The organism is Exiguobacterium sp. R-17 (genome assembly GCF_049913315.1).
In the GTDB taxonomy this organism is placed as follows: domain Bacteria; phylum Bacillota; class Bacilli; order Exiguobacteriales; family Exiguobacteriaceae; genus Exiguobacterium_A.
Genome location: NZ_CP184372.1, coordinates 1,448,554 through 1,471,145, shown reverse-complemented (window position 1 = coordinate 1,471,145; position 22,592 = coordinate 1,448,554). Strand labels below are relative to the sequence as shown.

Here is a 22,592-nt window from a genome sequence, read left to right as displayed (position 1 = left end):
AAGTTAATGATGTCATCAAAAAAAGTATGGACAGTAGAAGGTTATGAAGAACAAGGGCAAGAAAAACACGGTAAGGCAAGTAAGTCAGAAACATATACGACTGAAGCGGATGCTAAGAAAGCCGCTAAGAAGATGGCGGATCAAAATGATCATCTCGACGTCTACGTAATTTATACGAATACGGTAAACGGTAAAACGGAAGAACGGTTCTTCAATTCGAACGGCAAGTATAGTGAAGAAGGATTCGAATGGTAATCTTCCTTTTCATTTAAAGGTCCACTCAAAAAAATGGATTCGTTTCTCTTCAAGTGAGAGACGAATCCATTTTTTTAGTCATGATTTTGCCTCTCATACCAAAGCGGTGATTCACACTGAAATCCATCGTGGTCTCGGATGATCCGCTGAACGCGTCGTTGCATTGCCTCCAATCCGTTTACATCGAACCGTTTTGCCCAGACGAGAGCCGAAAAGACGACCATCGCCATATAGAGGCTGTAGATTTGCCAAAAGTTAGAAGGTACTTCGTTCTCAAAGTATCCATCGATCATGTGAAGGGCAAAGACGGGACTCGTCTCGACTTGAAACAACCCACATTTGACGAAGTCATGCCACGGATCGCCGTAATCATGGTTCCCGTAATCGAGGAAGGCACAGAGATGTCCATTCTCAACAAGGAGATTATCAAGATGGACATCGTCATGTTGCAAATGATTCGGACGCTCTGCTAAAAGGGAAAGCCTCAAAAGGATGAACCGATCGAGTCGCTCGATCCATTCTGGCTCAAGCAACCCATCAACCGCTGCGCGATAGCGGTCATGTTTCGCCTGACAACGTTCTTTCCATGCCGCCGTCCCGCTCGGTGCGATCACGTCATGAATGCATCTCAACGCTCGCCCTGCCTCCTGACCGAGTCGAGGGGCTAATTCTGGTGACTCGAGAAGCACGCTTCGAACGGTTCGTCCGGGTAGGTATGGATAAATGCCGTACGCGGTCGTCGCAGTCCGTCCGGTCGCTAGCGGTAAGGCGTGAGAAATTCCCTTTTGTTCTGGGATCATTAAAGCCGCCTCACGTTCAAACTGACGACTTAATGGGTCCGTCACGACCTTGACGATGTAGTGTGCTGTTGCCGTCTTGACGGACCAGACGGCTTGATGCGAGCGTCCGGTAAGCCGTCTAACGCTATCGATATCAGTCAGTAATGGATGATCTGGTAGCATGAAGACTCCTTTCTGAAGACAAAAAGAGGACGCTTACTTGCGTCCTCTTCGTCATGCCTGTGGGATATAGCTGGCAATGATCTCAAGCAGATCGGCATACGCCGTTTCGAAATCGATGTTTTCGATCATATAATCGTAGTGATCGCGGTCTTTCCACGCTTCCTCGTAATCATTGAGTCGCGCTTCGAACTCCGGTGTATCACCGCGCATCAACAATCGCTCCTTCATCAAATCGGGTGGAACCGAGACGAAGATCGTGATGACTTGGTCACCAAACAGACGTTTAAAGTTTGCTGCTCCTTTTGGATCGATGTCCTTGATGACGATTTGATCTTGCTCGAGGACATCGACATACGCTTGCCGTGGTGTTCCGTACCACGCGCGGTGAACATGGGCGTATTCGATGAACCCGTCCTCTTGGATCAGTTGCTGGAACGTCTTGACGTCGACGAAGTGATAGCTTGCTCCATCAATTTCCGTCGGACGTTTCGGTCGTGTTGTCACGGACGGGATGAACCGGACGTGTGCGTATTCCGTCCGCAGACGTTTGATCAGGGAGGACTTTCCGCTGCCCGATCCACCAATCAAGAGAATGATTTTACCTGACATCGTTTTCCCCCTGTTGTTGTGTCGTGAAGTAACCTGTAAAGCGAAGAGCGAACTGTTCCAGTTCACTATCGACGACCGTCCCGTATATTGGTCGGATGACGATCAAGTAGCGTTCATACGAGATGATCCGGGATGTCTCGTTTCGTGTCATCTGGACTTGTTCTTCCGGATAACTCTCGACATAATACCAATCGACCGCAATTCGTTCATCGGATGGGGTCTCATAAATCCAGGTCACCGTCGTTCCATCCGCAGGAAGGGTGCTTTTCAAGGTGAAGCGCTGAATCTGCTTCAGTTCCCGTTTCGCTGACGCAAGTCCTGCCTGATAATCCGCAGGGCGCATCGGTGTCGTCGTCACTTGCTTCGGTTTTGGTTCCGGCAAGCGGGCAAAGCCAAGCTGAAGTCCGACGAATAAAGCGACGAGCGACAAACTGATGACGAATACATATTCCTTGCGCATCCCTTCCTCCTCCTCATCCTTCGAGTGTATCGCGCATCCCTTTTGGATCATTAACGATGACGGCGTCGACGCCGATCCGCTGCATCTGCCGGACATCCTCGACCGTCTTCGGTGTGTAAACCCGGACCGTAACGTCTTGCGCGTGAGCGAACGCGACGTCCGCTTCCGTCACCCGTCGATAATCGGGATGGATCCCGGTCGCACCAATTCGGAGGGCTTGTTTTTCCGGATGATAGATCGGATACGGATAGAGAATCGCCGTCTCGACGCTTGGGTCGAGCTTCCGGATCAAGGCAACCGAATAATGGTTGAACGAACTGAACAACAACCGATCCGTCGCAATGCCGTGCGCTGCGCAACGCTCGAGGACATACGCCTCAATGCCATCATAGCGAATCGTATCCGTCTTCAGCTCGATGTTGAGTCGCAGTGTCGCTGGTGCGAGGATTGCGAGTACTTCGTCAAGCGTCGGAATCTTCGTCTTGATCGCTTCCCCTTTGAAACGTGCTCCGGCATCGAGTGCTTGCAGTTCAGCGACCGTCATGTCGATCACACGCCCTGTCCCGTTCGTCGTCCGGTTGACAGTCTCGTCATGAATGATGACACCAACACCATCCTTTGAGAAATGGACATCGAACTCGACACCATCGACGCCGTCTTCGATCGCAGCGGCGATTGCTTCAAGCGTGTTCTCCGGAAAACGGTCACTGACACCGCGGTGTGCAAACCATAACATCAGAGTGCCTCGACGACACGCGTGTATTTCTTCGTCAAGTAATTGACGAGGGGTGCGACCGAGATCGATTGACCCGTTGCTGCTTCGATCAGTTCAGCTGGTGTCTTCGATTTCCCGTGACGGTGAATGTTTTCTTTCAGCCAGCTTTTGATCGGTGCGAGTGTACCAGCTGCAATCAGACCATCGACGTTTTCGACGTCACGACGAAGCGCTTCGTTCAATTGTGCTGCATAGACGAGACCAAGCGCATAACTCGGGAAGTAACCGAACGAGCCTCCTGACCAGTGGACATCTTGTAAGACCCCTTTATCGTCACTCGGGACATCGACGCCGAGATACTCTTTATAGAGACGGTTCCATTCTTGCGGGAGATCCTTCACTTCGAGTTCTTTCGTCATCAGGCGCTTTTCAAGCTCATACCGAATGATGATATGAAGGGCATATGTCAATTCATCGGCTTCGATCCGAATGAGTGACGGCTTGACTTCGTTGACCGCTGCATAGAAGCGTTCAAACGGGACATCAGCAAGCGACGGGATTGCTTGTTGTAGACCATGATAACGTGCTGATAAGAAGCCTTGATTACGTCCGATGAAATTCTCGAAGAACAGTGATTGTGATTCGTGGATCCCCATCGAAGCACCTTCACCGAGACCAAGTGAATCGAGTTCCGGTTCGATACCTTGCTCATACGTCGCGTGCCCGGCTTCATGCATCGTGCCGAAGACGGAGTTCCGGTAGTCGTTCTCATCATATTTCGTCGTGATCCGCGCATCCTTCCGGTTGATCGTCGTTTGGAACGGGTGAACCGTCTCATCCAATCGACCGGACGTGAAGTCATAACCGATATCGCGGAGCCATTCTTGATTCAAGGCGATCTGTGTCTCGCGGTCCGCTGACCAATCAAGCGTCGGGAAGTCTTTTCCTTCAAGCTGACTGAGCAAAACAATGATTGCTTGACGAAGTTCCGCAAACAATGGATCGAGTGTTGCGACCGTCATCCCTGGCTCATAGTCATGCAACAATGCGTCGTATGGATGCGCGTCATAACCCCAATACTCAACAAACTGGCGTTCCATCGCGACGATTTTCTCGAGGTACGGTTCAAACATCGACCAATCGTTCGCGTCCTTCGCCTTTTCCCAGACACTCTCTGCCTCAGAGATCAACGTGATGAACGTTTGGTACTCGGCTTCTGGAATCTTCGAGTCGCGATCGAATGCTTCTTTTGCTTTCGTAAACGAGATCGCTTCGATGCCCGTCAGCGTCTCTTGCTCCATCGCTGCCAGTAATTGTTGGTACGTTTTTCCTGTCCGGCGACGGAAGCTCTCTGTTGAGAGGAATCCGATTGAAGCGGAACGGTTCGCTGCACCTTGATCCGGCATGTATGTCCGCATATCCCAGTATAGTAATGCGACGGCTTCTTCGTATGCGCGAAGACCATCAAAATGGTCGCGCCATTGTTGTGTCGTTGACATGATTAGAGACCCCCTTGAAGTATGTAACAGTATAGCATTTTTAGCATATCACAAAATGTTCAAAACTTTCACACACGAATGATTTTTGAAACTTTTCCCGTCAGATGAGCGTATAATGAACATACGATCAAGCAGAGCGAAAGGAAGTGGCAACAGTGAAGACAGACGCTGAGTTAGCCGATTTGATTCAGTTGAAGGAAACGGGACCGGTTTGTACGATCGAACATCTCCCAAAAGAGCTCGACTGGATCGGCACCGGTCGTAGCGCCTATGTATTCCGGGTTCGTGGCACCGACCGCGTCATCAAGAAGTTCTATCCGTCATTTCGTCCTCTCGCTGAGTTAGAAGGCGGCATTTATGAACAACTGACGACGTTTTCGACGTATGCGAGGATGTTCGAATATGGATCCGATTACCTTGTGCTCGAATACATCGAGGGACAAACGTTATTCGAATGCCTCGTCAGCGGGACCTATATTCCAGAATCCGTCTTAACGACAGTCGATGCAGCGCTAGCAGAGGCACGCGCCGTAGGTCTTAATCCATCAGATATTCATCTACGCAATATTTTGTTAACGGCAAATGGAACACGGATCATCGATGTCGCAAGGTTCCGTCAAACCGAACCGTGTACACAATGGGATGATTTGAAGAAAGCCTACCAGTATGTCTATGCAAAACCGTTCTTCCCGAAAAAACTGAGCGAGACGTTCCTCAATACGATCGCTGATGTCTATAAGGGACGCTTGTTCGAATCGATTCGAAAGACCGGTTAATTGAAAACGCGATGCTCCTCCTTGTGAGGAAACATCGCGTTTTTTCGTTGATTATTGGACGCGATGTGAGACAGCATCCGCAAAACGAAACGTATTCTTACCGTCTTTTTTTGCGGCATATAACGCACGGTCTGCCTGTTGAATGATCGTTTTTAGCGTAATGGTTTCATCATCAAACAGCACGATCCCGATGCTGGTCGAGACAGCGTATGGCGTCTGCCATGTTCCAAGTTTCTGAAGGAGCTGCTGCGCAATTCGTTCGTACTCCTTTTTCGTCTTCTGATGAGTGAAACGAATCAAGAACTCGTCTCCCCCGATCCGGACAGAAAACGCGTCTTCATAAGAACGTGTACTATCCTGTAGTCGTTTCGCGACGTCGATCAAGACTTTGTCGCCGGTCTCATGCCCATACACGTCGTTCACTTGCTTGAATCCGTCGAGATCAAGATAAAACAGCGCACCGGAATGTTGCTGTTCCGTTTCCCACTGTCTCGTCAAATAACGTCGGTTATACAATTGTGTTAGCGTGTCCTTCCAAGCAAACTGTTCGAGCTCAAGGTAATACGAAAACAGTTTCGCGATCCGTTGGAGAAGTTGAATGCTCTTCTCTTCGAATCGACTTGCTTCATCATGGACAGCGCACAACGTACCAAAGGTTTGACCATTCGTTAAACTGATTGGAATCCCGAGATAGGACTCGATCTGTAACGCTTTTAATGCGTCCTGCATATCTTCTAAGCGCTCGTCATCGCTAATGGACTCATACCAGATGGGTTCGTTCTGTTCGAAATTGATGTGACGACAAAGTGTCTTTTCCATCTCAAACACTTGTCCTGCTCGAATCTCGATTCGTTGATGATCATTTGAGAGTCGTAAAATCATCTGTTGGTTTTCTTCGATCGTCGTTAAATATAACAATTGATCAGGTAGAATCTCTTTCGCTAATTCCAATACATCATCTGCCAGTTCGTTAAAATTCCGATACAGTGTCATTTCTTGCAACGTATCACACCTCATTCGTTATTCGTTCTTTTTAAATCATATATTTCACAAAGCAACCCATCGATTGCACAATCCTTATATTTTCCAGTCGCATTGCGAATCATCACCCATACAGTCCTTCTTGAATCATACCGACCTTCTGTATGATTCCTCCTGGAGCTTTATCGATATTATGGGCGACTGAAACCTTATAAAGGAGCAATTCTTGAAAACCAAAGACAAGGACTGCAGCTAATGCCTCGCTACCATTTCCATTGTTCCACAATCCGTTCTAAACATCGCTTCCGTATCAGCCAGTCGGATTTTTCGTAATCGGAGCCGTTTAGTATGTAATGCCGTACTCCCTTGAAACCGATTCATTTTATTTTAACAGCAATAAGGTATTTGAAATAAAATCATTTTGAATAAACAAGTCGAAAGACGATCATGCTTGCGACAGCTAATAGACGTATATTCGTCTCACAATCAAAGTCAAGTTGCGCCCCGTGTCGTGAACCCGTCGCAATGCAGTCCCCGTTTTGATAAACGCCGATTTTTCTCGTGACTGTTGAGGAACGAATTTGATACTCCTGACCGGCATACGAGACGAGTAAAACTTCTTGTAGTCGCAATTGCTGACGAAGTGCCGGATCGGTACGGATTGTACCGACGTCACGTCCATCTTTACGAATCACGAAATGTGTCGTATTGCGAAGCCATTCCGTTCTCGTTTCTTTAATTTGAAGACGGGTTCCTTCTCCGTCGAACGTTACATCGAGGAAAAACGATTCAAACTTCTTGAAGCGCACAAGGATCGCCTGCCACCACGTGGCATAACGTCGTGAGAACGTCAGCCATTGTTCATGCGCGAGAAAAACCGTATTCGTCTTTTGGGTCGCCCGGTCCGCTAAGTGAACGGACACCCCTGCCTCTCGTCCACGATAACGTAAATCACGCCGGATTTGCCACCATTCGACTCCACCGATTAAGAAAGCGACGCCCGTTAAACCAAGTAATCCATACAACTCACGTGGAGCGAGTTCCCCTGTCATCAGGTAACGTCCGATCAAAGCGAAAAAGCATAAAACAATCAATAATAGACTCTGCACCATAAACCTTCCACACCTCCAGCTTTATTTTTCCATAAAACGTCAAAAAAGTCCTCCTTTCACATGGAAAGGAGGACTAAATCAGAGGGTCGCGGCGACTTCTTGTAAATCATCCGCTGTCTCAGCAATCGCTTCTGCAATCTTACGCATGCCTTCGATCGTACCGGCGACTTCCTTTGTATCGGTCGATAGTTCGTGAATTTGCCGCGAGACATTGTCGGTCTGTTCCGAAATCCGTGAAAAGGCACGGACGACTTGTTGCATCTCTGTCGTCGTCCGGACGACCGCTGTCTCCGTCGTTCCCATCCGCTCTGAGACGACGAGCATCTTTTGCGTAATCTCTTGAGCGATCCGCGACGTCTCTGTTGCCGACTGTTTACTCTCTTCGGCAAGCTTCCGAATTTCTTGCGCAACGACGGTGAACCCGCGTCCCATCTCCCCGGCACGTGCCGCTTCGATTGAGGCGTTCAAACTGAGTAGATTCGTCTGATCAGAAATCGTCGTCACCATCCCAGCGATCCGTTCGATTTCCTGCGACAGACGAGACAGTTCAGCGACTTGTTCGGTCGTCCGTGATAAATCTGCAACGACATGTTCAAAGCGTCGTGTCTCTTCTTCGACGAGAACGACACCGGCTTCTGCTTCACTGACCGCTTCTGTCAACTGGATCGAAATCGCGTCTGTCGTCGTCGAGACGTGTTTGGCGTGCCGCTCAATCTCTTGGAAATTTGCTGACGATTCTTCACTCATCGCGGCAAGTTCTTCTGTTGATTTTTGAACACCATCTCCGACGTGTTGTTTTGCTGTCGCGATCGCTTGGCGCTCCTCATCGATTTGATCCTCATACATCGTCATGACGATTTGTTGTTCGAGATTAAAGAGTTTCCCTGCTGCCCGCATGATTCGGACACGTTCTACTTCCGGCCAATCACTGCCGTCAATCTGTTCACTGAGGACGTTCCAGACTTTTTGAAAGGCAGCAATATACCATTTATTATGCAGCCCGATTTGAACATGCCGTTCAGCAATCCGGCGCCGGGCTTCGATGTAGTCTATCGTCACCTGACCATCGAACATTTGTAGGATGTGCCGAGCGAGGGTACCTTTCAACCGTTCAAGTGTCGAATGTTTTTCAATCAACTGACGGAGAGACGGAACCCGGACTAACTCCTCGTAGAACGCATCGACCATGCTCGGCATCCAACGGGAAACATCCTCGCGGATGACTCGTGCAATTTGTAAATCGATGGCGTGTAGACCGATTAGACGTAATTGTTCACGTAGGGATGCTGGAACATTCAATATGACATGCGTGCGTTCGACTTCAATGAGCGCGTCAAAGGAAGGTGAAGGTGATTTCTTAAACCAATTCATATATTCATCTCCTTGTTTTTAATTTCACTTCACCTCTTATATCGTCACCGTTGATTGACATTTAAAGGGATACGTTAGTCTCTTTCTACATGTCATGGTAATTGCATGTTGGAATATTCCGGATATTTTGAAGTTCATATGATCATTAATCATGTAACTGTAATACTAGGTTTCTCATTGTTACTTTCCGGAAATATAAGAGCTATGCGCGTAAGAAACTTGAGGTGAAGCTTTGCTATTCATGAACATCTCAAACTTGAAAGATTAATTTTGGGAGAGGTAGTGCTGATTATGGAAAAAACAAATAAAGGCTTTTCATCCCACTTCCGAGCGGAAGCGGACGATGCGGGTCGTAACATTTCATGGAGTTCAATTTTTGCCGGTGTGGTATCATTCTTATCTTTATTGATTCTTTTCAGTCTGATTGGATCGGCGATCGGTCTTGGCGTCACGGACGTCACGTCGAATAACCCGTTCGATGGCGTCGGAACAGGCTTGATCATCTGGGCGATTCTGTCATTGCTCATTTCGTTATTCGTTGCCGGATTCGTTTCTGGTGTGACGTCAGCTCGAGCCGGTCTCATTCACGGATTTTTGACTTGGTCGACGAGCGTCATCCTCTTGTTCGCTCTCTTGACGTTTACGACCGTCAATACGTTACAATCGGTCGGTTCATTACTCGGAACAGTCGGTGGAGCTGCCGGTAGCGGCATCGGGTCTGTCGCGTCGACTGCAAAAGACGCTGCGACGAAAGGGTTCGACTCCGTTACGAAAAACGTCTCAGATATCGATACGAAGGAACTCGATGGAAACGTCGAAGAAATTCTTAAGGATACAGACATCAAAGAATTACAACCTAACTACCTGCAAGGTCAACTAGATGCTGTCAAAGATGACGTCACGGCTGCTGGTAAAGAGGCTATTACGAAACCAGAAGACTTCGACAAAATCGTTCAGGATCTCGGTGATTCATTGACAGCACGATCTGAGAAAATCGAGAAATCCGTCGATGAAAAGAAAATCGCTGACGCTGTTGCAAAGAACACGGATCTTACAGGCGCTGAGGCAGATAAAGCGACGCAAAACATTGTCGATGGTTTAAACACGGCAACAAAAGAAACAACGCAACAAATCAATAATGCGAAACAAACACTCGACGAGACATCAGCTGACTTGAAGAAAACGGTTCAAGATGTTCGTCAGCAAACGGAACAAGCGACACAAACGGCATCGAAAGTTTCGATCTGGGCGTTCGTCGGTCTCCTTCTGACACTGATCTTCACGTCGTTCGCTGGGATTGTCGGTTCACGCGTCGCAACACGCGGTCGTGTTATGAATAAATAATGATTCCTTATAAAACTGATTCCGCCATGGCGGAGTCAGTTTTTTTGTGCGGTAAGACACTCTCATTGACTGCCCATGAAATTTCCTGTTACAGTATTACCTAACGACCGTTAGGAAGGTGATTTATCTGAAAGCGCAACAATTGTTACAGACGAGCATCCATCATTTTGCAGCGCATGGCTATGAAGGAGCATCGCTACAAGAGATCGCAACAGAAGTCGGCATCAAAAAACCGTCTATCTACGCGCATTATAAAGGCAAAGATGACCTCTTCCTGCAAGCGACGACGTATGTCTTGCAGGAACAAAAGCGTCGTTTCGCTACGTATTTCACAAAAACACGACAGCAACCGCTCGAGCAATCCTTGCACGGCTTCTTCGATTGGTTCATTTTAGAGCAACAGGATGATGTGCTGATGCGATTCATCCTTCGGGCAGCCTATTTTCCACCAGAGAAACTCGAACAAGAGATGACCGATCGCTTCAACCCGTTCTTCGATTCACTGCATGATTTATTGACGCGTCTGTTACGCGAACGTGACCGAACGGAACAGATCCTCTATTCGACGGATTATAAAAGTGCAGCGCTTGCTTATTTGACGGTTGCTGAAGGTACGCTGACAGAACTTGTCTATAACGGCGTCGACGCCTTTCATGCTAGACAGCAAGCCGTATGGCCAATCGTCTGGCGTGGCATGTCGAAAACGATTCCAAACAATTGAGGTGACCTATGCAAAACAATACATTGATTTTAAGTACACTCCTGCTCAACTTATTCATCGCTTTTCTCGGAATCGGACTCGTCATTCCTGTCACACCGACGATCATGAATGAGTTAAGCATTTCCGGAGCGACGGTCGGTTACATGGTATCTGCCTTCGCCTTCGCGCAATTGATTCTGTCCCCGCTTGCAGGACGTGCCGTCGATAAGTACGGACGCAAGCCAATGATCATCATCGGTTTATTCATCTTTAGCATGTCTGAGCTCTTGTTCGGTCTCGGTCAACAGGTCGAAGTCCTGTTCGCGTCGCGGATTCTCGGTGGTGTCAGTGCGGCCTTCATCATGCCAGCTGTCACCGCTTTCATCGCTGACATCACGACGAACGAAACCCGTCCGAAAGCGCTTGGCTATATGTCTGCCGCCATCTCGACCGGTTTCATCATCGGACCCGGGATCGGCGGGTTCCTTGCTGACCTCGGCACGCGGACGCCGTTCTTCTTTGCTGCCGCGTTCGGTCTGACGGCAATGGTATTATCTATCTTTACGCTCAAGGAACCTAACCGTCATTATGAGGCGACGACCATCAAACAACAGACGGGTTTTCGGAAAGTATTTAGTCCGCTCTATTTCATCGCTTTCCTAGTCCTATTGATTTCGTCGTTCGGTCTCGCCTCGTTCGAGTCCTTGTTCGCGCTGTTCGTTGACCGGAAGTTCGGTTTCACGGCGAAAGATATCGCGCTTGCGATCTCCCTTGGTGCGATTGTCGGTGTCATCGTCCAAGTCGGGCTGTTCGATCGTTTGACACGTTGGTTCGGTGAGATTCGCTTGATCCGATACAGTTTGATTGGTTCGACGTTGCTCGTCGTCTTGATGACGTTCGTGACGAACTATGTCTCGATCATTCTCGTGACGATGGTCGTCTTCGTTGGCTTTGATTTGATGAGACCAGCCGTCACGACCTATCTTTCGAAGATTGCCGGGGATGAACAAGGTTTTGTCGGTGGAATGAACTCGATGTTTACGAGTATCGGGAATATTCTCGGACCGATCGTCGGCGGATTATTGTTTGACGTCAACCTCAACTATCCGTTTTATTTCGCGACGATGATGCTTGCGGTCGGTATTTTACTGACATACTTCTGGCATGCACCACGCACTGAAGTAACTGAATCGGATCGTTTGTCTTCTTAAAAAAACAGCCCCGTTCCCATCACTGGAAGCGGGGCTGTCGTTATGTCAGCAATCGTTCGTGTAATTGTTCAGGCGTCGGTACCGTATAGGTCGCAACCGTCTCATTTGGTCGTTCGTTGATCAGACATGTGGCAATACCCGCACGATGTCCCGCTAAGACGTCGAGTTCCCGGTCCCCGATCATGATCGTCTCGTCTAGAGCCATCTGATGCCGATTGATCAAGTACGTGACAGCTTCCGGATCCGGCTTACGGACGAAGCCATGTGCTGCAGTCAGGATGTCTTGAAAATGATGCGTCAATTCGTGTTTTGCAAGCAACGCATGAATGGATGTTCCACGATGGGTGACGATATGATGCGTCGCACCACTTGCCGATAATGTCTCAAGCAATTCATGAATTCCCGGAAACGGACCGGACCGTTCGCGCTCGATCGCCGCCTTTTGTTGTTTGTAGTTCGTAATGAATGCTTCGGACACCGCAAACGCCTCATACATCGTCTTAGCCGAGATCGCTATCAGCTCAGCGACACGTTCTCGATCGACCGATTGCCCCTCGCTCTCGAGCATGTCCACGAAAACATCGATCAACACCGGATATGTATCGAACAAGGTGCCGTCAAAATCCCAAATGAAGTGTTTCAACATCTGCCTCTTCCTCTCCCACTTTCTTTACACCAACAAAGACGGCTTGCCCGTCCATCTCAACCTTCCAGTCGTTGTGATTAAGTCCTTCACCGGAGACATGAATTTTTACCTGACCTGATCGTCCTATCTCATGTCCTTGCTCGACAGTGATCATCGTTCCTGAGACGGATGGCTTCATGAATTTTCGGTAATAGACACCCATCACACCACTCGCCGTTCCTGTTACCGGATCTTCGATGCTGCCTGATCCCGTTGCTGAGAAGTGACGTCCGTGTAAAGTTGCCTGCGCATCATATGTATCGAAACAGATGGGGTGAATCGATGCTTGAGGATAGTCAGTCAAAACGGATGCAAATTGTTGATGATCTGGCATCATCCGTTGAAAATCGACGAGATGACGAATCGGCAACACAAGCGTCCAATTCCCGGTACTTCCATAAACGACCGGAAATCGTTTATCTAAATGTTTCATTTCTAATCCAATCGATGCTAAGACTGCCTCAACGTCACCATCAAATGGGTGCAGACAAGGTCGCCCTTGTCGTAAACGAAACATGCCATGCGCTAAACGAATCACAGGCAAGATACCTGATTTTGTCTTGATGTGACATGTTGCAGGTACACCAATGTGTGAATCGATCGCCGTCAATGCAGCGATCGTACCATGTCCACACAAGTCCATCTCCCGTTCCGGTGCAAAGAAACGCATTTGATAATCTGCCTGCTCGCAAGAGAGGATGAATGTCGTTTCCGTGAATCCACTCGTCCGAGCAATCCATTGCATCTCAAGCTCCGACAATCGATCGGCGTTTAAGACAACTCCGGCTGGATTACCGGTTCCGGGTGTCGCCGTAAACACATCATAGTGCAATATTTCAATCATCTGTCTCCTCCTGTCCAGTATTCAGATCACGCAACGTGTTGTTATGTGTCTTTGATTTCTGACATCTTGATTTCATTTTTATAAGATAAGTCTAACAGAACAGATGAAAAAACAAGGACGAGACGCCCTTGCCTTAGGATGATTGCATTTGCTGCCAGTCGTCTTCTTCATAAATCGACTGGACCCATTCAATCGGTACATAGAGGGACCTTGCAATTGCTTCGTCTGTTTTACCCAGTTTTCGCAACAGATGGACGATTCGAATCCTTCGTTCGAGCTCCCGGTCATCCGGTATCAGTTCAGGCATCATCTTCTCTTCTCCTTTCCACTGAATCGGCGATGGTGTTTTCATGATGATACCCGATTATTATCTGAATATTCCGATTGGTGCGTAGAAGCAAGGATTTTTGATAAAGTTCCGAGAAAGATAACAGTCAGGAATTCGATTCATTTTGACGAATGACTAGAAGATAGACGCATCGATCACGAAGTCATGCGTCAAACAAACAGATGAGGAGCATTTATATGATTAAATCCAAAAAACGGTTTCAGCTAGCGATCGGTTTGCTATTGATGGGTGTCTTTAGCGGGATCCTTTTCGATGCACTGGGCTACTTTCCGCACGCGACAGCGTATCTATTGAGTATTCCGATCGCTTCCCATGACACGGAATTTCTTTTAGGATGGATCGTTACCGGTGTCACGATCGCAGGGCTTGTTTTGCTTCCCTTGTCCTTACGACGACATCACGTCATTACGACGTTCGTGTGTCTCGTAGCCATCATTGTAACGCCGCACGTCATGTAATGTTTGCAAATGGCTCGCTTCAATCCCGTTGCAATATAAACCAATTTGAATGTATCGCTTACGACTACGCCAATGGATCGTCTTGATTCATTGGCTTTTTCTCATTTAAAAAGTAAAGTCTACTTTACAAAATGTAAAACAGACTTTACAATATAGATAACTGGAAAGGAGGTCGCTGGATGAAGCTGACGAATCAAGTCCGGATTTACCGCCAACAACAGAAGTGGACGCAGGAACAGTTCGCTGAACGGATCGGCGTGACACGCCAGACCGTCATCTCGCTTGAAAAAGGCAGCTATACGCCATCCTTACTACTCGCAATGCAAATTGCTCGCGTCTTCGATCGACCAGTAGAGGAATTATTTCAATTAGAGGAGGAGTCTTGATGAACCGCGTCATAACCCAATCTGTTTTAAATTGTTGTCTCTATTTTTTAGCTGCGTCTCTCATCAGTGCGATTCATGACAAACTTCAATTATTTCAAGATGATCCTGTATCCGGTACCGGTCTGTCGTTTGAGCTCGATCTCAGCATCATGCTGCCACTGATCATCATCGCTATTGTCGTCTCATGCATTGGCTATCTCTCACGAACGGATCGCTCCCGGTCATTTTCAAAATGGTCGACGTCAACAGCAGAATTCTCTGACTCGGACGAACGAGAGGCCCTTATCACTGGTAAGGCGACCCGCGCGGCGTACGTTGCTTTTTTGATCAGTCTTCCTATCCTGATGATCGCCTTTTTGTTTGAACAGCCACTACTTGAACGGTATCCTTCGTTTCCGTTTTATGCGATCGCACTCGTCCTATCGGTTGGAACACTTACCTATATGACCGCTTGGATCGTCCACGTTCGGCGTTAACATCGTTTGACGAAGGACTATTGAGTTTGCGCCTGCTCCGGATGGTCAGTCAGTTGAACCTATTCGTGATACACCGTTTCCCTAGCATATATGTGTTACCGATTATAATCCGACAACAATGCCACAATGCTGGCATATTCTATCTAGATGGGAGGCTAATATATGCAGACGACGCACCACTCATTTAATACGCAACGTTACTACATTCGTCCGGCTCGTCTTAGTGATGCTGAAGCACTTGCTGCATTACGTCAAGCACTTGACGCGGAAACGGAGTACTTCGACCGGATGCCTGGTGAGGACGTGATGACGGCGACCGATTTCGTTGATCAGTTACACAATTCATCGGTTCCGGATCAAATCCTCGTCGTTGAACGGGAGGAACAACTCATTGCTTACGCCAGGTGTCGTGGATTTGCATTAAAGCGCTTTGCTCATAAAGCATCTTTCGGCTTAGGGGTCCTGCGTTCGGATTGGGGACAAGGAATCGGCACCCAATTGACGATCCGGATGATCGCTTGGGCGAAGACGCAGTCGCTTCTGAAAATCCAACTCGAAGTCGTCGAGACGAATCACGGGGCGCTCCGACTCTACCATCGTCACAGTTTCCTAGAAGAAGGAAGACTACGCCACGATCGGTTGCTGTCGGACGGCTGTTATTATGATTCTGTCCTGATGGGCTTAGCGTTATGAGTTTCTCATTATCGATCGCGACGTATAACATTTGGCATCATCCATACAAGTGTCAGGAACGGTTTGCGGCATTGTGTGCGGAAATCAATCAGCATCAACCGGATGTTCTTCTTCTGCAGGAAGTGATGTCGACGTTTCATCCGGATGAACCGTTCGTCTCAATCGCCGAACATCTCGCAGAGGCGACCGGTTATCCGTATTGGATGATGGATCCTTATAAGGATTCACCGGATGAAGGACTTGCCATTTTAACGAAACTGCCGTTTGAGCGAACGGATTCGAGTGCCGCCGCTACAGCAAACATCAACCATCACTGTGCGATTCGGATTCCGTTTTCGATTGAAGGTGTCCGTTTTGCCGTGACGAACATTCATTTCAACTGGCGTGCTTCAGACATTCGACTCGGTCAACTTCGATTCGTCAACGAATGGATTGCCTCACAGACGGATGACGCGACGATCGAGTTCTTAGGTGGTGACTTTAATGATTGTCCAAATTCTTCTCTGCATCAAGCAACGCTTAAGGAGTGGGTCGATCTCGCTGACAGTTTTGCCATGCGGACCGGTCAACTTGCTCCTGTGACTCTTGATCCTATGACGAATTCGTATGCTAAAAAGAATGACGGAATCACGACACCTGCCCGGTACGATTGGTTGCTGTGTCAACGCTCACCGGCACCAGTGACCTTACAACGCGTTCAATTGATCGGACATGAACGACTGCCCCATCACGTCATACCAAGTGATCATTATGGGGTCCTCGCTCATATGACGATTCACTAAAACGACGAGGCTGACTCAAAAAAGAATGACGCGTCTTTTTACGTCCTTTCCTCAGGCGAGACACAAGCCAGTTTTCTTGCTTCATTCAAGCAGGAAAGCGGGTCTTGTTTGTCTCTGACAGCGCATAATGCGCTTTTTCCTGTAGGAGTGGCGTGTGACGCGTCATTTTTTTACGAGATAAGGGTGGCAGATCATCATTCTGCCACCCTTATCTTTAGAGGACGACATGTGAGTCAGCCCCGTCGTTTATTTTTTATATTCTTTTTCTGTTCCGTCCGAGAAGTCGATCTCCACCTCGAGGCGGGACGCATCTTGAATCGCAAATACACGCTCCACTTCCGCGATGACATCTTTCTCAGATGTATCCGCATCTACTTTTAAGTTCTTGAACTTCGCGTCGAGTTCCGTCATCGCCGCGTCCCCGCGTTTGTTTTCATCTTTATACTGGTATTCGGCTTCCGTGCCGTCATTCTCTCGGTCATAGCTGATGTCGATTGCGTCCATATCCCCGTTGACGTCCGCTTCAATCGATAAACTGGTGAATCCATAATCCGTATCTGCATTTTTCGTGACCGCATCCTTATCTTTCATCGTATTGTCGGTCGTATTCGAGTTTGTAGATCCGTCCTCGACCTTGTCCGACGCCGTTTCGTCGTTCCCGCATCCTGCTACCATTAGACTCATCGCAAATAAGGTCGCAACACCGTATCCTGTAACATATCCTCTCTTCATTCCATCACATTCCCTTCTGCTGGAATCGGGTGCGCTTTCAATAGCCGAGCAAGATGCAAAAGATTGGCAGCTAAAAACTGGGCATGCCGTTTCGTGAAGTCATTGTCACGTCCGGCTTCGATGTAAGACGGTCCAGGTCCCGCTTCACCGACCCAATACGCATCGACATTGGGGGGAATCGTGAATCCGATGTGCGACAGACCGTATAAAATCGACGCGGACGCGTGTTTCGCCCCATCCTCGTTGCCGGTGACGATGACACCACCGACCTTGTTATAATAGATGGCTTGTCCAACGTCGTTCGTCAAGCCACTTCCCCCGTATAACCGTTCGATGACTTGTGTCGCGACACTACTTTTTTCACCGAGCCACAGCGGTGTCCCGATGACGACGATATCTGCTTGTTTGACTTTGTCGAAGAGTGCCGGCCACTCGTCGCCGTTCCCTTCATCTTCCGTCACACCGAATGCGACTTGATGATCGACGACTCGAACGATTTCTGAATCGACGTCCTCATGCTCCCAGTACGCGATCACGTCACGAATCAACGCTTCCGTGTTCGATGGTTCTTGTGATGCTTTTAAAGTACAGTTCAAAAATAAAGCGCGTACCATCCATTCATCCCTCCTTTTGAATTGACATGTTCCTCGTCCTTAATCCTTTCCTGATTCCGATATTAAATAAACAAAAAAGCCTCCGCATTCGCGAAGACTTTCCTCGTCAGAGACAAGACTTGATGTGTTGATAGTTTTGATTGCCACCGGATAAGTTACAGACATCCGTGAATCCAAGATTCTTCAAGACGTTTTGTGCCGCGTTTCCAGTGACCCCTTTATTGCAGTAGACGATCGTCGGTACCGTCGGATCCAGTTCCTGCGCCCGCTCACGTAACTCACCGAGCGGAATATGGATTGCCCCGTCGACATGACTCTTCTCGAACTGAGCGCGTGAGCGCGTATCGATGATTTGGAAGACCTGACCCTTAGCGACCTCTTCCATCAAAGCATTCGGTGTTTTCAGACGGGCCGTTCGTTTGATCGCGTTATCGAGGGCCATCCCGGTGTAAAGAATGGGGTCCTTCGTCGTCGAGAATGGCGGCGCATAGGCCAGATCAAGATGGAATAAGTCTTCCGCTTTTGCCTTGAAGCTGATTGCGGTCGCAAGGACATCAATCCGTTTATCGACCCCTTGCGGACCAACGATTTGGGCACCGAGGACACGACCATCGTTCCGATCTGCAATCGCCTTGATGACCATTTCTTTGCCGCCGAGATATTCCGGGCGATCCGGCTTGATGTTGTGTAACACTTCGATATCATACCCGGCGTCGCGGGCTTCTTTTTCAGTCAATCCGGTCTGAGCGACCGTCAAATCGAATGCTTTAAAAATTCCCGTTCCAAGGATTCCCCGGTGTTCAATCGCTTCACCGGTGATGACCATCCCAGCGATTCGTCCCATCTTGTTCGCCGTCGAACCAAGCGGACGGTACAGTGGTTGACCGGTGATGACGGAGAAGCTCTCGGCGACATCGCCGACCGCATAAACGCCTTCGATGTTCGTCTGCATCTGTCGATTGACGGCGATCGCACCCGTCTGCCCAATCGTCACACCGATCTCTTGTGCGAGTTGCGTGTTTGGTTTGACACCGACCGACAGGATGACGAGATCCGTCTCGATCGTCTCACCACTTGCAAGAACGACTGTACGAGCCGTCTTCTCCCCTTCGAACGAAGCGACTGACTCACCAAGACGTAAGATGACGCCATTCGCTTCGAGATGGTCACTAACGCGTTTTGCCATATCAACGTCTAGCGGTGGCATGACTTGCGTCAACCGTTCGACGAGCGTCACTTCGATTCCGCGATATGTCAACTGTTCCGCCATCTCGAGTCCGATGAATCCGCCGCCGACGATGACAGCACGTTTTGGAGCTTGCGCGTCGACGTACCGACGAATCGCATCTGCATTACGGATGTTACGGACCGGGAAGACGTTTTCGAGATCGACGCCTGGTAGCGGCGGAATGATGCTAGAGGCACCAGTCGCGAAAACGAGCGTATCGTACGTATCCGTGAATGTCTCACCCGAATCCAGATGACGGATGGTCGCTGTCTTCGTCTCGTGATCAATCGCTTCGACGTTATGACGCGTCTTAACGTCGATGTTGTAACGTTTCTTGAAGAACGCTGCGTCGCGTGGCGTCAATTCATCGAGCTCAGCGACTTCACCGCCGACGAAATAGGGAATCCCACAACCGGAATAGGAAATGTCCTCGTCCCGGTCGTAGATCGTGATCTCTAAGTCTTCGCTATTACGGCGTGCCTTCGCCCCAACTGATGTGCCGGCAGCGACCGAGCCGATGATAAGTAGTTTCGCCATATTCATGTCCTCCTCTTAATAGAGTAATAAACTGATGTAGAGTCCGAGCAACGCGATGGCGAGCGTCGGAATCGTCAAAACGGTACCGATTTTAAAATATTGTCCCCAACCGATCCGGACCCCTTTCGAGCGCAAGACATGGAGCCACAGTAAGGTTGCAAGGCTTCCGATCGGTGTGATCTTTGGACCGAGATCGCTACCGATGACATTCGCGTAGATTAAAGCGTCACGAATCGCTCCCGTCGTTGCCGTATGCTCGATCGACAACGCATTAATCATGACGGTCGGCATATTGTTCATGACAGACGACAACAGAGCGGCAAGGAAACCCATTCCAAACGTCGCCGATGCGAGGTTCGTCGCCATCCACTCGATCAACTCCGCAAGGACTTGCGTCAGTCCCGCATTGCGCAGACCGTAGACGACGATATACATACCGAGCGAGAAGAAGACGATCGCCCACGGGGCACCGGCAAGGACCTTCTTCGTCGGAACACTCGGTGATTTTTGCGCCAGGAATAAGAAAAAGACAGCGATGATGCCAGCAACGAGACTGACCGGAATGCCAATCGCATCACTCGTAAAGTATCCGACGAGCAACAAGCCAAGGACGATCCATGAAGCACGGAACATCCGCATATCGCGAATCGCAGACGTCGGTTGCGCCAAATCCTCAACGGCATAGAGTTTTGGAATCTGCTTCTTGAAATAGAAGTACAAGACAAGCAGACTACCAGCGACCGAAAAGACGTTGACGAAGACCATCCGTGCCGCATACTCTGTAAAACCGATGTGAAAGAAGTCCGCCGAAACGATGTTGACGAGGTTCGAGATGACGAACGGAAGACTTGCCGTGTCGGCGATGAAGCCGGAGGCGAAGACATATGCCAGGACGACCGCATCCGGTAACTTCAAGTGACGGACCATCGCAAGGACGATGGGTGTCAGAATCAAGGCAGCCCCATCGTTCGCGAACAAGGCTGAGACAAGGGCGCCGAGTAACGTCATGTAGATGAATAGTTTAAGACCGCCACCGCGGGCGATTCGGGCCATATGTAACGCGGCCCATTCAAAGAAACCGATCTCATCTAAAATCAATGAGATGACGATCAAGGCGATGAAGGTGAACGTCGCGTTCCAGATGATCCCCCAGACGGTCGCGACGTCTCCCAGTTCGACGACGCCCGTTAAAAGTGCGACAATCGCCATCCCGATCGCCGAGTAACCGATGCCGAGCCCTTTCGGTTGTTTGATGATCAAAAATAAGGTGATCAGAAATATTCCGATCGCAAGCCATTGTGATGCTGTCAATTAATTCACTTCATTTCTTCATTTGATAGCAGTCGTATGAGGACTGCGATTAACACGTTATTGTATTAGGAACGTCTGCTACGCCCACTTGTTCGAGGATTCGTCGCAACAGGTCATGCTGCCCATGCTCTGAATTTAGTCGAAAGTAGTTCCATTGGCGCTCCCGTCTTTCCAAGATGACACCAGCTGACCGAAGTAGTTTGAGATGACGACTGACTGCCGGTTGTGAGATGCCAAACAAATCAACGAAGTCACAGACACAATGCTCTCGCACCGCAAGACGTCGGATGATTTCAAGTCGGGTCGGATCTGAGAGCAACTTCAGAAACTGACTGACTTCTATGGTCGAATGATCGGCGGTGATAGATGACATATCGGTTTCCCCCTTTCTCGATTTCGTTCGATGACATAACCATATTATTATATAACATGATAGTTATGCAATGTCCTTTCACCGTAAATCGTTTCGTCGTTCCAACAACAACACATCGCGCCATACTCCATGATGTCTTGCAATCGCACGCCGTCGACCGACAAGTTCGAATCCGAGTCGCTCATGCAAGCGTCTGCTTGCCTCGTTTTCAGGAAACAGTTGAGACTGAAGCGTCCAGATGCCTTGAGTGTCCGCAAAATGAACCATCGTCTCTAACAAAAGTCGACCACCGCCTTTACGACGGACGGAGCGTTCTACATAGATACTGACTTCTCGAATCCCACTGTAAACGGTTCGTTCAGATATCCGACTCAACTTTCCCCAACCGACAATAGAGTCTTCCTTTATCAATACGAATCGTTCACATTGGGTGATCGCATTCCAAAATGCATCCGAATCAATCGTCGTCTCGAATGTCGCATTTCGATCTTCAATCCCTTGACGATAAATCTCAATCACTTGAAGACGATCCTCTTCTTTCATCCATCGAACGTACATCCAAAATCCTCCTTTTCGTCTGATTAATTAAAATCATCATCTATTTACTTGCAAAATGCAAATATTTATCGTATAACTGACTCATCAACGATATTTTGAAAGGAGACTTTACATGACTGAGACACGTGAGTTGTTTCAAACGTTCACCCGCCGCTTTGGTTTGCTTAACAAGAATTGCTGCGCCTTTCTGGATGAAGATATTTCACTTGTCCAAAGCCATTTATTATATCAAGTCGCGAAACACCCAGATTCCTCGATGCAAGAAATTGCTGATCAACTCGCTCTTGATATCACTACATTCAGCCGACAAGTACAAACATTGATTAAACGAGACCTACTAGTAAAGCGTCCCGCGATCAACGATCGGCGAATTCACCTACTTCGCCTGTCCGAAAAAGGATTGCGTGTTGCTCAAGCCATCGACGAAGAGATGAACACGTATCTGGATGCCATCTTCTCATCAATGACTTCCTTCGAAAAAGCACATGTCCTCCAGGCAATCGACTTGCTGAATACGAAGATGGGCGAGAGTGACGTCTGTTGTAAACCATGTCTCTAATACTTGCAATTT

28 protein-coding genes are annotated in these 22,592 nt (G+C 48.6%); 11 read left to right on the top strand and 17 right to left on the bottom strand.

Features of this window, described 5'->3' with window-relative positions; all coding sequences use genetic code 11:
• The first annotated feature begins 6 nt into the window (after positions 1–6).
• On the top strand, positions 7–255 hold the full coding sequence (locus tag ACN9MT_RS07810; protein WP_231496855.1) for a hypothetical protein: 249 nt from the start codon (positions 7–9) through the stop codon (positions 253–255).
• Positions 256–329: 74 nt separating this feature from the next.
• On the opposite strand, the gene ACN9MT_RS07805 is transcribed toward ACN9MT_RS07810, so the two are convergent.
• Genes ACN9MT_RS07805 through ACN9MT_RS07785 form a run of 5 tightly spaced genes read right to left on the bottom strand, consistent with a single transcriptional unit; the run spans position 330 to position 4,500 of the window.
• Positions 330–1,217, bottom strand: a complete 888-nt coding sequence (locus tag ACN9MT_RS07805; RefSeq protein WP_426273386.1) for an aminoglycoside phosphotransferase family protein — start codon at positions 1,215–1,217, stop codon at positions 330–332.
• A 51-nt stretch (positions 1,218–1,268) separates the two neighbouring features.
• Positions 1,269–1,826, bottom strand: a complete 558-nt coding sequence (locus ACN9MT_RS07800) for a guanylate kinase (protein ID WP_426273384.1) — start codon at positions 1,824–1,826, stop codon at positions 1,269–1,271.
• Complete coding sequence (locus tag ACN9MT_RS07795) at positions 1,816–2,286, bottom strand: hypothetical protein (protein ID WP_023468285.1); 471 nt, start codon at positions 2,284–2,286, stop codon at positions 1,816–1,818. The genes ACN9MT_RS07800 and ACN9MT_RS07795 overlap by 11 nt, the downstream gene beginning before the upstream one ends.
• 13 nt (positions 2,287–2,299) lie before the next feature.
• Complete coding sequence (locus ACN9MT_RS07790) at positions 2,300–3,022, bottom strand: glycerophosphodiester phosphodiesterase (protein ID WP_426273382.1); 723 nt, start codon at positions 3,020–3,022, stop codon at positions 2,300–2,302.
• Complete coding sequence (locus ACN9MT_RS07785; RefSeq protein WP_426273380.1) at positions 3,022–4,500, bottom strand: carboxypeptidase M32; 1,479 nt, start codon at positions 4,498–4,500, stop codon at positions 3,022–3,024. The genes ACN9MT_RS07790 and ACN9MT_RS07785 overlap by 1 nt, the downstream gene beginning before the upstream one ends.
• Positions 4,501–4,655: 155 nt before the next feature.
• On the opposite strand from ACN9MT_RS07785, the gene ACN9MT_RS07780 reads away from it, so the two are divergent.
• On the top strand, positions 4,656–5,276 hold the full coding sequence (locus ACN9MT_RS07780) for a serine/threonine protein kinase (protein ID WP_290775070.1): 621 nt from the start codon (positions 4,656–4,658) through the stop codon (positions 5,274–5,276).
• A 51-nt stretch (positions 5,277–5,327) separates the two neighbouring features.
• On the opposite strand, the gene ACN9MT_RS07775 is transcribed toward ACN9MT_RS07780, so the two are convergent.
• The 3 genes from ACN9MT_RS07775 to ACN9MT_RS07765 all read right to left on the bottom strand — a co-directional run bounded on the left by ACN9MT_RS07775 (position 5,328) and on the right by ACN9MT_RS07765 (position 8,740).
• Positions 5,328–6,269 carry a sensor domain-containing diguanylate cyclase gene (locus ACN9MT_RS07775; RefSeq protein ID WP_426273479.1) on the bottom strand — a complete coding sequence of 314 codons (942 nt, stop codon included), beginning with the start codon at positions 6,267–6,269 and terminating at the stop codon, positions 5,328–5,330.
• 404 nt (positions 6,270–6,673) lie between these two features.
• On the bottom strand, positions 6,674–7,369 hold the full coding sequence (locus ACN9MT_RS07770) for a hypothetical protein (protein ID WP_426273378.1): 696 nt from the start codon (positions 7,367–7,369) through the stop codon (positions 6,674–6,676).
• Positions 7,370–7,447: 78 nt separating this feature from the next.
• Positions 7,448–8,740, bottom strand: coding sequence for a methyl-accepting chemotaxis protein (locus ACN9MT_RS07765; RefSeq protein ID WP_426273376.1), 1,293 nt, complete (start codon positions 8,738–8,740; stop codon positions 7,448–7,450).
• A 291-nt stretch (positions 8,741–9,031) separates the two neighbouring features.
• Here ACN9MT_RS07765 and ACN9MT_RS07760 point away from each other — a divergent pair, with 291 nt between their 5' ends.
• From ACN9MT_RS07760 to ACN9MT_RS07750, 3 genes are all read left to right on the top strand, one after another.
• Entirely contained in the window at positions 9,032–10,084 is a 1,053-nt protein-coding gene (locus ACN9MT_RS07760; protein WP_290750296.1) for a hypothetical protein, read from the top strand.
• A 118-nt stretch (positions 10,085–10,202) separates the two neighbouring features.
• A complete protein-coding gene (locus ACN9MT_RS07755; protein WP_426273374.1) occupies positions 10,203–10,805 on the top strand; it encodes a TetR/AcrR family transcriptional regulator in 603 nt (200 codons plus the stop codon).
• Between the two features lie 8 nt (positions 10,806–10,813).
• Positions 10,814–11,995, top strand: coding sequence for an MFS transporter (locus ACN9MT_RS07750; RefSeq protein ID WP_056061330.1), 1,182 nt, complete (start codon positions 10,814–10,816; stop codon positions 11,993–11,995).
• A gap of 40 nt (positions 11,996–12,035) precedes the next feature.
• Here ACN9MT_RS07750 and ACN9MT_RS07745 read toward each other — a convergent pair whose 3' ends face one another.
• The 3 genes from ACN9MT_RS07745 to ACN9MT_RS07735 all read right to left on the bottom strand — a co-directional run bounded on the left by ACN9MT_RS07745 (position 12,036) and on the right by ACN9MT_RS07735 (position 13,876).
• A complete protein-coding gene (locus ACN9MT_RS07745; RefSeq protein ID WP_368914972.1) occupies positions 12,036–12,641 on the bottom strand; it encodes an HAD-IA family hydrolase in 606 nt (201 codons plus the stop codon).
• Positions 12,613–13,524 (bottom strand): PhzF family phenazine biosynthesis protein, encoded by a 912-nt coding sequence (locus tag ACN9MT_RS07740; protein WP_426273371.1) that lies wholly within the window; start codon positions 13,522–13,524, stop codon positions 12,613–12,615. Before ACN9MT_RS07740 ends, ACN9MT_RS07745 begins: the two co-directional genes overlap by 29 nt.
• Positions 13,525–13,657: 133 nt before the next feature.
• Positions 13,658–13,876 carry a hypothetical protein gene (locus ACN9MT_RS07735; RefSeq protein WP_155960153.1) on the bottom strand — a complete coding sequence of 73 codons (219 nt, stop codon included), beginning with the start codon at positions 13,874–13,876 and terminating at the stop codon, positions 13,658–13,660.
• Between the two features lie 173 nt (positions 13,877–14,049).
• Between ACN9MT_RS07735 and ACN9MT_RS07730 the strand changes: the two genes are divergently transcribed.
• The 5 genes from ACN9MT_RS07730 to ACN9MT_RS07710 all read left to right on the top strand — a co-directional run bounded on the left by ACN9MT_RS07730 (position 14,050) and on the right by ACN9MT_RS07710 (position 16,668).
• A complete protein-coding gene (locus ACN9MT_RS07730) occupies positions 14,050–14,331 on the top strand; it encodes a hypothetical protein (RefSeq protein ID WP_426273369.1) in 282 nt (93 codons plus the stop codon).
• A gap of 179 nt (positions 14,332–14,510) precedes the next feature.
• Positions 14,511–14,717 (top strand): helix-turn-helix transcriptional regulator, encoded by a 207-nt coding sequence (locus ACN9MT_RS07725; protein ID WP_035408056.1) that lies wholly within the window; start codon positions 14,511–14,513, stop codon positions 14,715–14,717.
• Complete coding sequence (locus ACN9MT_RS07720) at positions 14,717–15,193, top strand: hypothetical protein (RefSeq protein WP_056061317.1); 477 nt, start codon at positions 14,717–14,719, stop codon at positions 15,191–15,193. Before ACN9MT_RS07725 ends, ACN9MT_RS07720 begins: the two co-directional genes overlap by 1 nt.
• A gap of 162 nt (positions 15,194–15,355) precedes the next feature.
• Entirely contained in the window at positions 15,356–15,886 is a 531-nt protein-coding gene (locus ACN9MT_RS07715) for a GNAT family N-acetyltransferase (protein ID WP_426273367.1), read from the top strand.
• The gene (locus ACN9MT_RS07710) at positions 15,883–16,668 is read left to right on the top strand and encodes an endonuclease/exonuclease/phosphatase family protein (protein WP_426273365.1); all 786 of its coding nucleotides are present in this window, start codon (positions 15,883–15,885) and stop codon (positions 16,666–16,668) included. Before ACN9MT_RS07715 ends, ACN9MT_RS07710 begins: the two co-directional genes overlap by 4 nt.
• 246 nt (positions 16,669–16,914) lie before the next feature.
• Here the strand turns inward: ACN9MT_RS07710 and ACN9MT_RS07705 are convergent, their stop codons facing one another.
• From ACN9MT_RS07705 to ACN9MT_RS07680, 6 genes are all read right to left on the bottom strand, one after another.
• Positions 16,915–17,400 (bottom strand): YusW family protein, encoded by a 486-nt coding sequence (locus tag ACN9MT_RS07705; RefSeq protein WP_290750264.1) that lies wholly within the window; start codon positions 17,398–17,400, stop codon positions 16,915–16,917.
• The gene (locus ACN9MT_RS07700; protein ID WP_308101515.1) at positions 17,397–18,014 is read right to left on the bottom strand and encodes a flavodoxin family protein; all 618 of its coding nucleotides are present in this window, start codon (positions 18,012–18,014) and stop codon (positions 17,397–17,399) included. The genes ACN9MT_RS07705 and ACN9MT_RS07700 overlap by 4 nt, the downstream gene beginning before the upstream one ends.
• Positions 18,015–18,120: 106 nt before the next feature.
• Positions 18,121–19,779 (bottom strand): FAD-dependent oxidoreductase, encoded by a 1,659-nt coding sequence (locus ACN9MT_RS07695; RefSeq protein WP_426273362.1) that lies wholly within the window; start codon positions 19,777–19,779, stop codon positions 18,121–18,123.
• Between the two features lie 15 nt (positions 19,780–19,794).
• Positions 19,795–21,090 (bottom strand): arsenic transporter, encoded by a 1,296-nt coding sequence (locus tag ACN9MT_RS07690; protein WP_426273360.1) that lies wholly within the window; start codon positions 21,088–21,090, stop codon positions 19,795–19,797.
• A gap of 49 nt (positions 21,091–21,139) precedes the next feature.
• Entirely contained in the window at positions 21,140–21,463 is a 324-nt protein-coding gene (locus tag ACN9MT_RS07685; protein ID WP_214853643.1) for an ArsR/SmtB family transcription factor, read from the bottom strand.
• 78 nt (positions 21,464–21,541) lie between these two features.
• Positions 21,542–22,021, bottom strand: a complete 480-nt coding sequence (locus ACN9MT_RS07680; RefSeq protein ID WP_426273358.1) for a GNAT family N-acetyltransferase — start codon at positions 22,019–22,021, stop codon at positions 21,542–21,544.
• 112 nt (positions 22,022–22,133) lie between these two features.
• Between ACN9MT_RS07680 and ACN9MT_RS07675 the strand changes: the two genes are divergently transcribed.
• Positions 22,134–22,580, top strand: a complete 447-nt coding sequence (locus tag ACN9MT_RS07675) for a MarR family winged helix-turn-helix transcriptional regulator (RefSeq protein WP_214853637.1) — start codon at positions 22,134–22,136, stop codon at positions 22,578–22,580.
• Positions 22,581–22,592: the final 12 nt, after the last annotated feature.

Coding starts and splice junctions, on each gene's coding strand:
- ACN9MT_RS07725 (WP_035408056.1), top strand. CDS start 14,511: ATGAAGCTGACGAATCAAGTCCGGATTTACCGCCAACAACAGAAGTGG.
- ACN9MT_RS07680 (WP_426273358.1), bottom strand. CDS start 22,021: ATGTACGTTCGATGGATGAAAGAAGAGGATCGTCTTCAAGTGATTGAG.
- ACN9MT_RS07675 (WP_214853637.1), top strand. CDS start 22,134: ATGACTGAGACACGTGAGTTGTTTCAAACGTTCACCCGCCGCTTTGGT.
- ACN9MT_RS07695 (WP_426273362.1), bottom strand. CDS start 19,779: ATGGCGAAACTACTTATCATCGGCTCGGTCGCTGCCGGCACATCAGTT.
- ACN9MT_RS07785 (WP_426273380.1), bottom strand. CDS start 4,500: ATGTCAACGACACAACAATGGCGCGACCATTTTGATGGTCTTCGCGCA.
- ACN9MT_RS07800 (WP_426273384.1), bottom strand. CDS start 1,826: ATGTCAGGTAAAATCATTCTCTTGATTGGTGGATCGGGCAGCGGAAAG.
- ACN9MT_RS07730 (WP_426273369.1), top strand. CDS start 14,050: ATGATTAAATCCAAAAAACGGTTTCAGCTAGCGATCGGTTTGCTATTG.
- ACN9MT_RS07790 (WP_426273382.1), bottom strand. CDS start 3,022: ATGTTATGGTTTGCACACCGCGGTGTCAGTGACCGTTTTCCGGAGAAC.
- ACN9MT_RS07775 (WP_426273479.1), bottom strand. CDS start 6,269: ATGACACTGTATCGGAATTTTAACGAACTGGCAGATGATGTATTGGAA.
- ACN9MT_RS07750 (WP_056061330.1), top strand. CDS start 10,814: ATGCAAAACAATACATTGATTTTAAGTACACTCCTGCTCAACTTATTC.
- ACN9MT_RS07705 (WP_290750264.1), bottom strand. CDS start 17,400: ATGAAGAGAGGATATGTTACAGGATACGGTGTTGCGACCTTATTTGCG.
- ACN9MT_RS07685 (WP_214853643.1), bottom strand. CDS start 21,463: ATGTCATCTATCACCGCCGATCATTCGACCATAGAAGTCAGTCAGTTT.
- ACN9MT_RS07700 (WP_308101515.1), bottom strand. CDS start 18,014: ATGGTACGCGCTTTATTTTTGAACTGTACTTTAAAAGCATCACAAGAA.
- ACN9MT_RS07735 (WP_155960153.1), bottom strand. CDS start 13,876: ATGAAAACACCATCGCCGATTCAGTGGAAAGGAGAAGAGAAGATGATG.
- ACN9MT_RS07715 (WP_426273367.1), top strand. CDS start 15,356: ATGCAGACGACGCACCACTCATTTAATACGCAACGTTACTACATTCGT.
- ACN9MT_RS07710 (WP_426273365.1), top strand. CDS start 15,883: ATGAGTTTCTCATTATCGATCGCGACGTATAACATTTGGCATCATCCA.
- ACN9MT_RS07745 (WP_368914972.1), bottom strand. CDS start 12,641: ATGTTGAAACACTTCATTTGGGATTTTGACGGCACCTTGTTCGATACA.
- ACN9MT_RS07740 (WP_426273371.1), bottom strand. CDS start 13,524: ATGATTGAAATATTGCACTATGATGTGTTTACGGCGACACCCGGAACC.
- ACN9MT_RS07760 (WP_290750296.1), top strand. CDS start 9,032: ATGGAAAAAACAAATAAAGGCTTTTCATCCCACTTCCGAGCGGAAGCG.
- ACN9MT_RS07720 (WP_056061317.1), top strand. CDS start 14,717: ATGAACCGCGTCATAACCCAATCTGTTTTAAATTGTTGTCTCTATTTT.
- ACN9MT_RS07810 (WP_231496855.1), top strand. CDS start 7: ATGATGTCATCAAAAAAAGTATGGACAGTAGAAGGTTATGAAGAACAA.
- ACN9MT_RS07805 (WP_426273386.1), bottom strand. CDS start 1,217: ATGCTACCAGATCATCCATTACTGACTGATATCGATAGCGTTAGACGG.
- ACN9MT_RS07795 (WP_023468285.1), bottom strand. CDS start 2,286: ATGCGCAAGGAATATGTATTCGTCATCAGTTTGTCGCTCGTCGCTTTA.
- ACN9MT_RS07770 (WP_426273378.1), bottom strand. CDS start 7,369: ATGGTGCAGAGTCTATTATTGATTGTTTTATGCTTTTTCGCTTTGATC.
- ACN9MT_RS07765 (WP_426273376.1), bottom strand. CDS start 8,740: ATGAATTGGTTTAAGAAATCACCTTCACCTTCCTTTGACGCGCTCATT.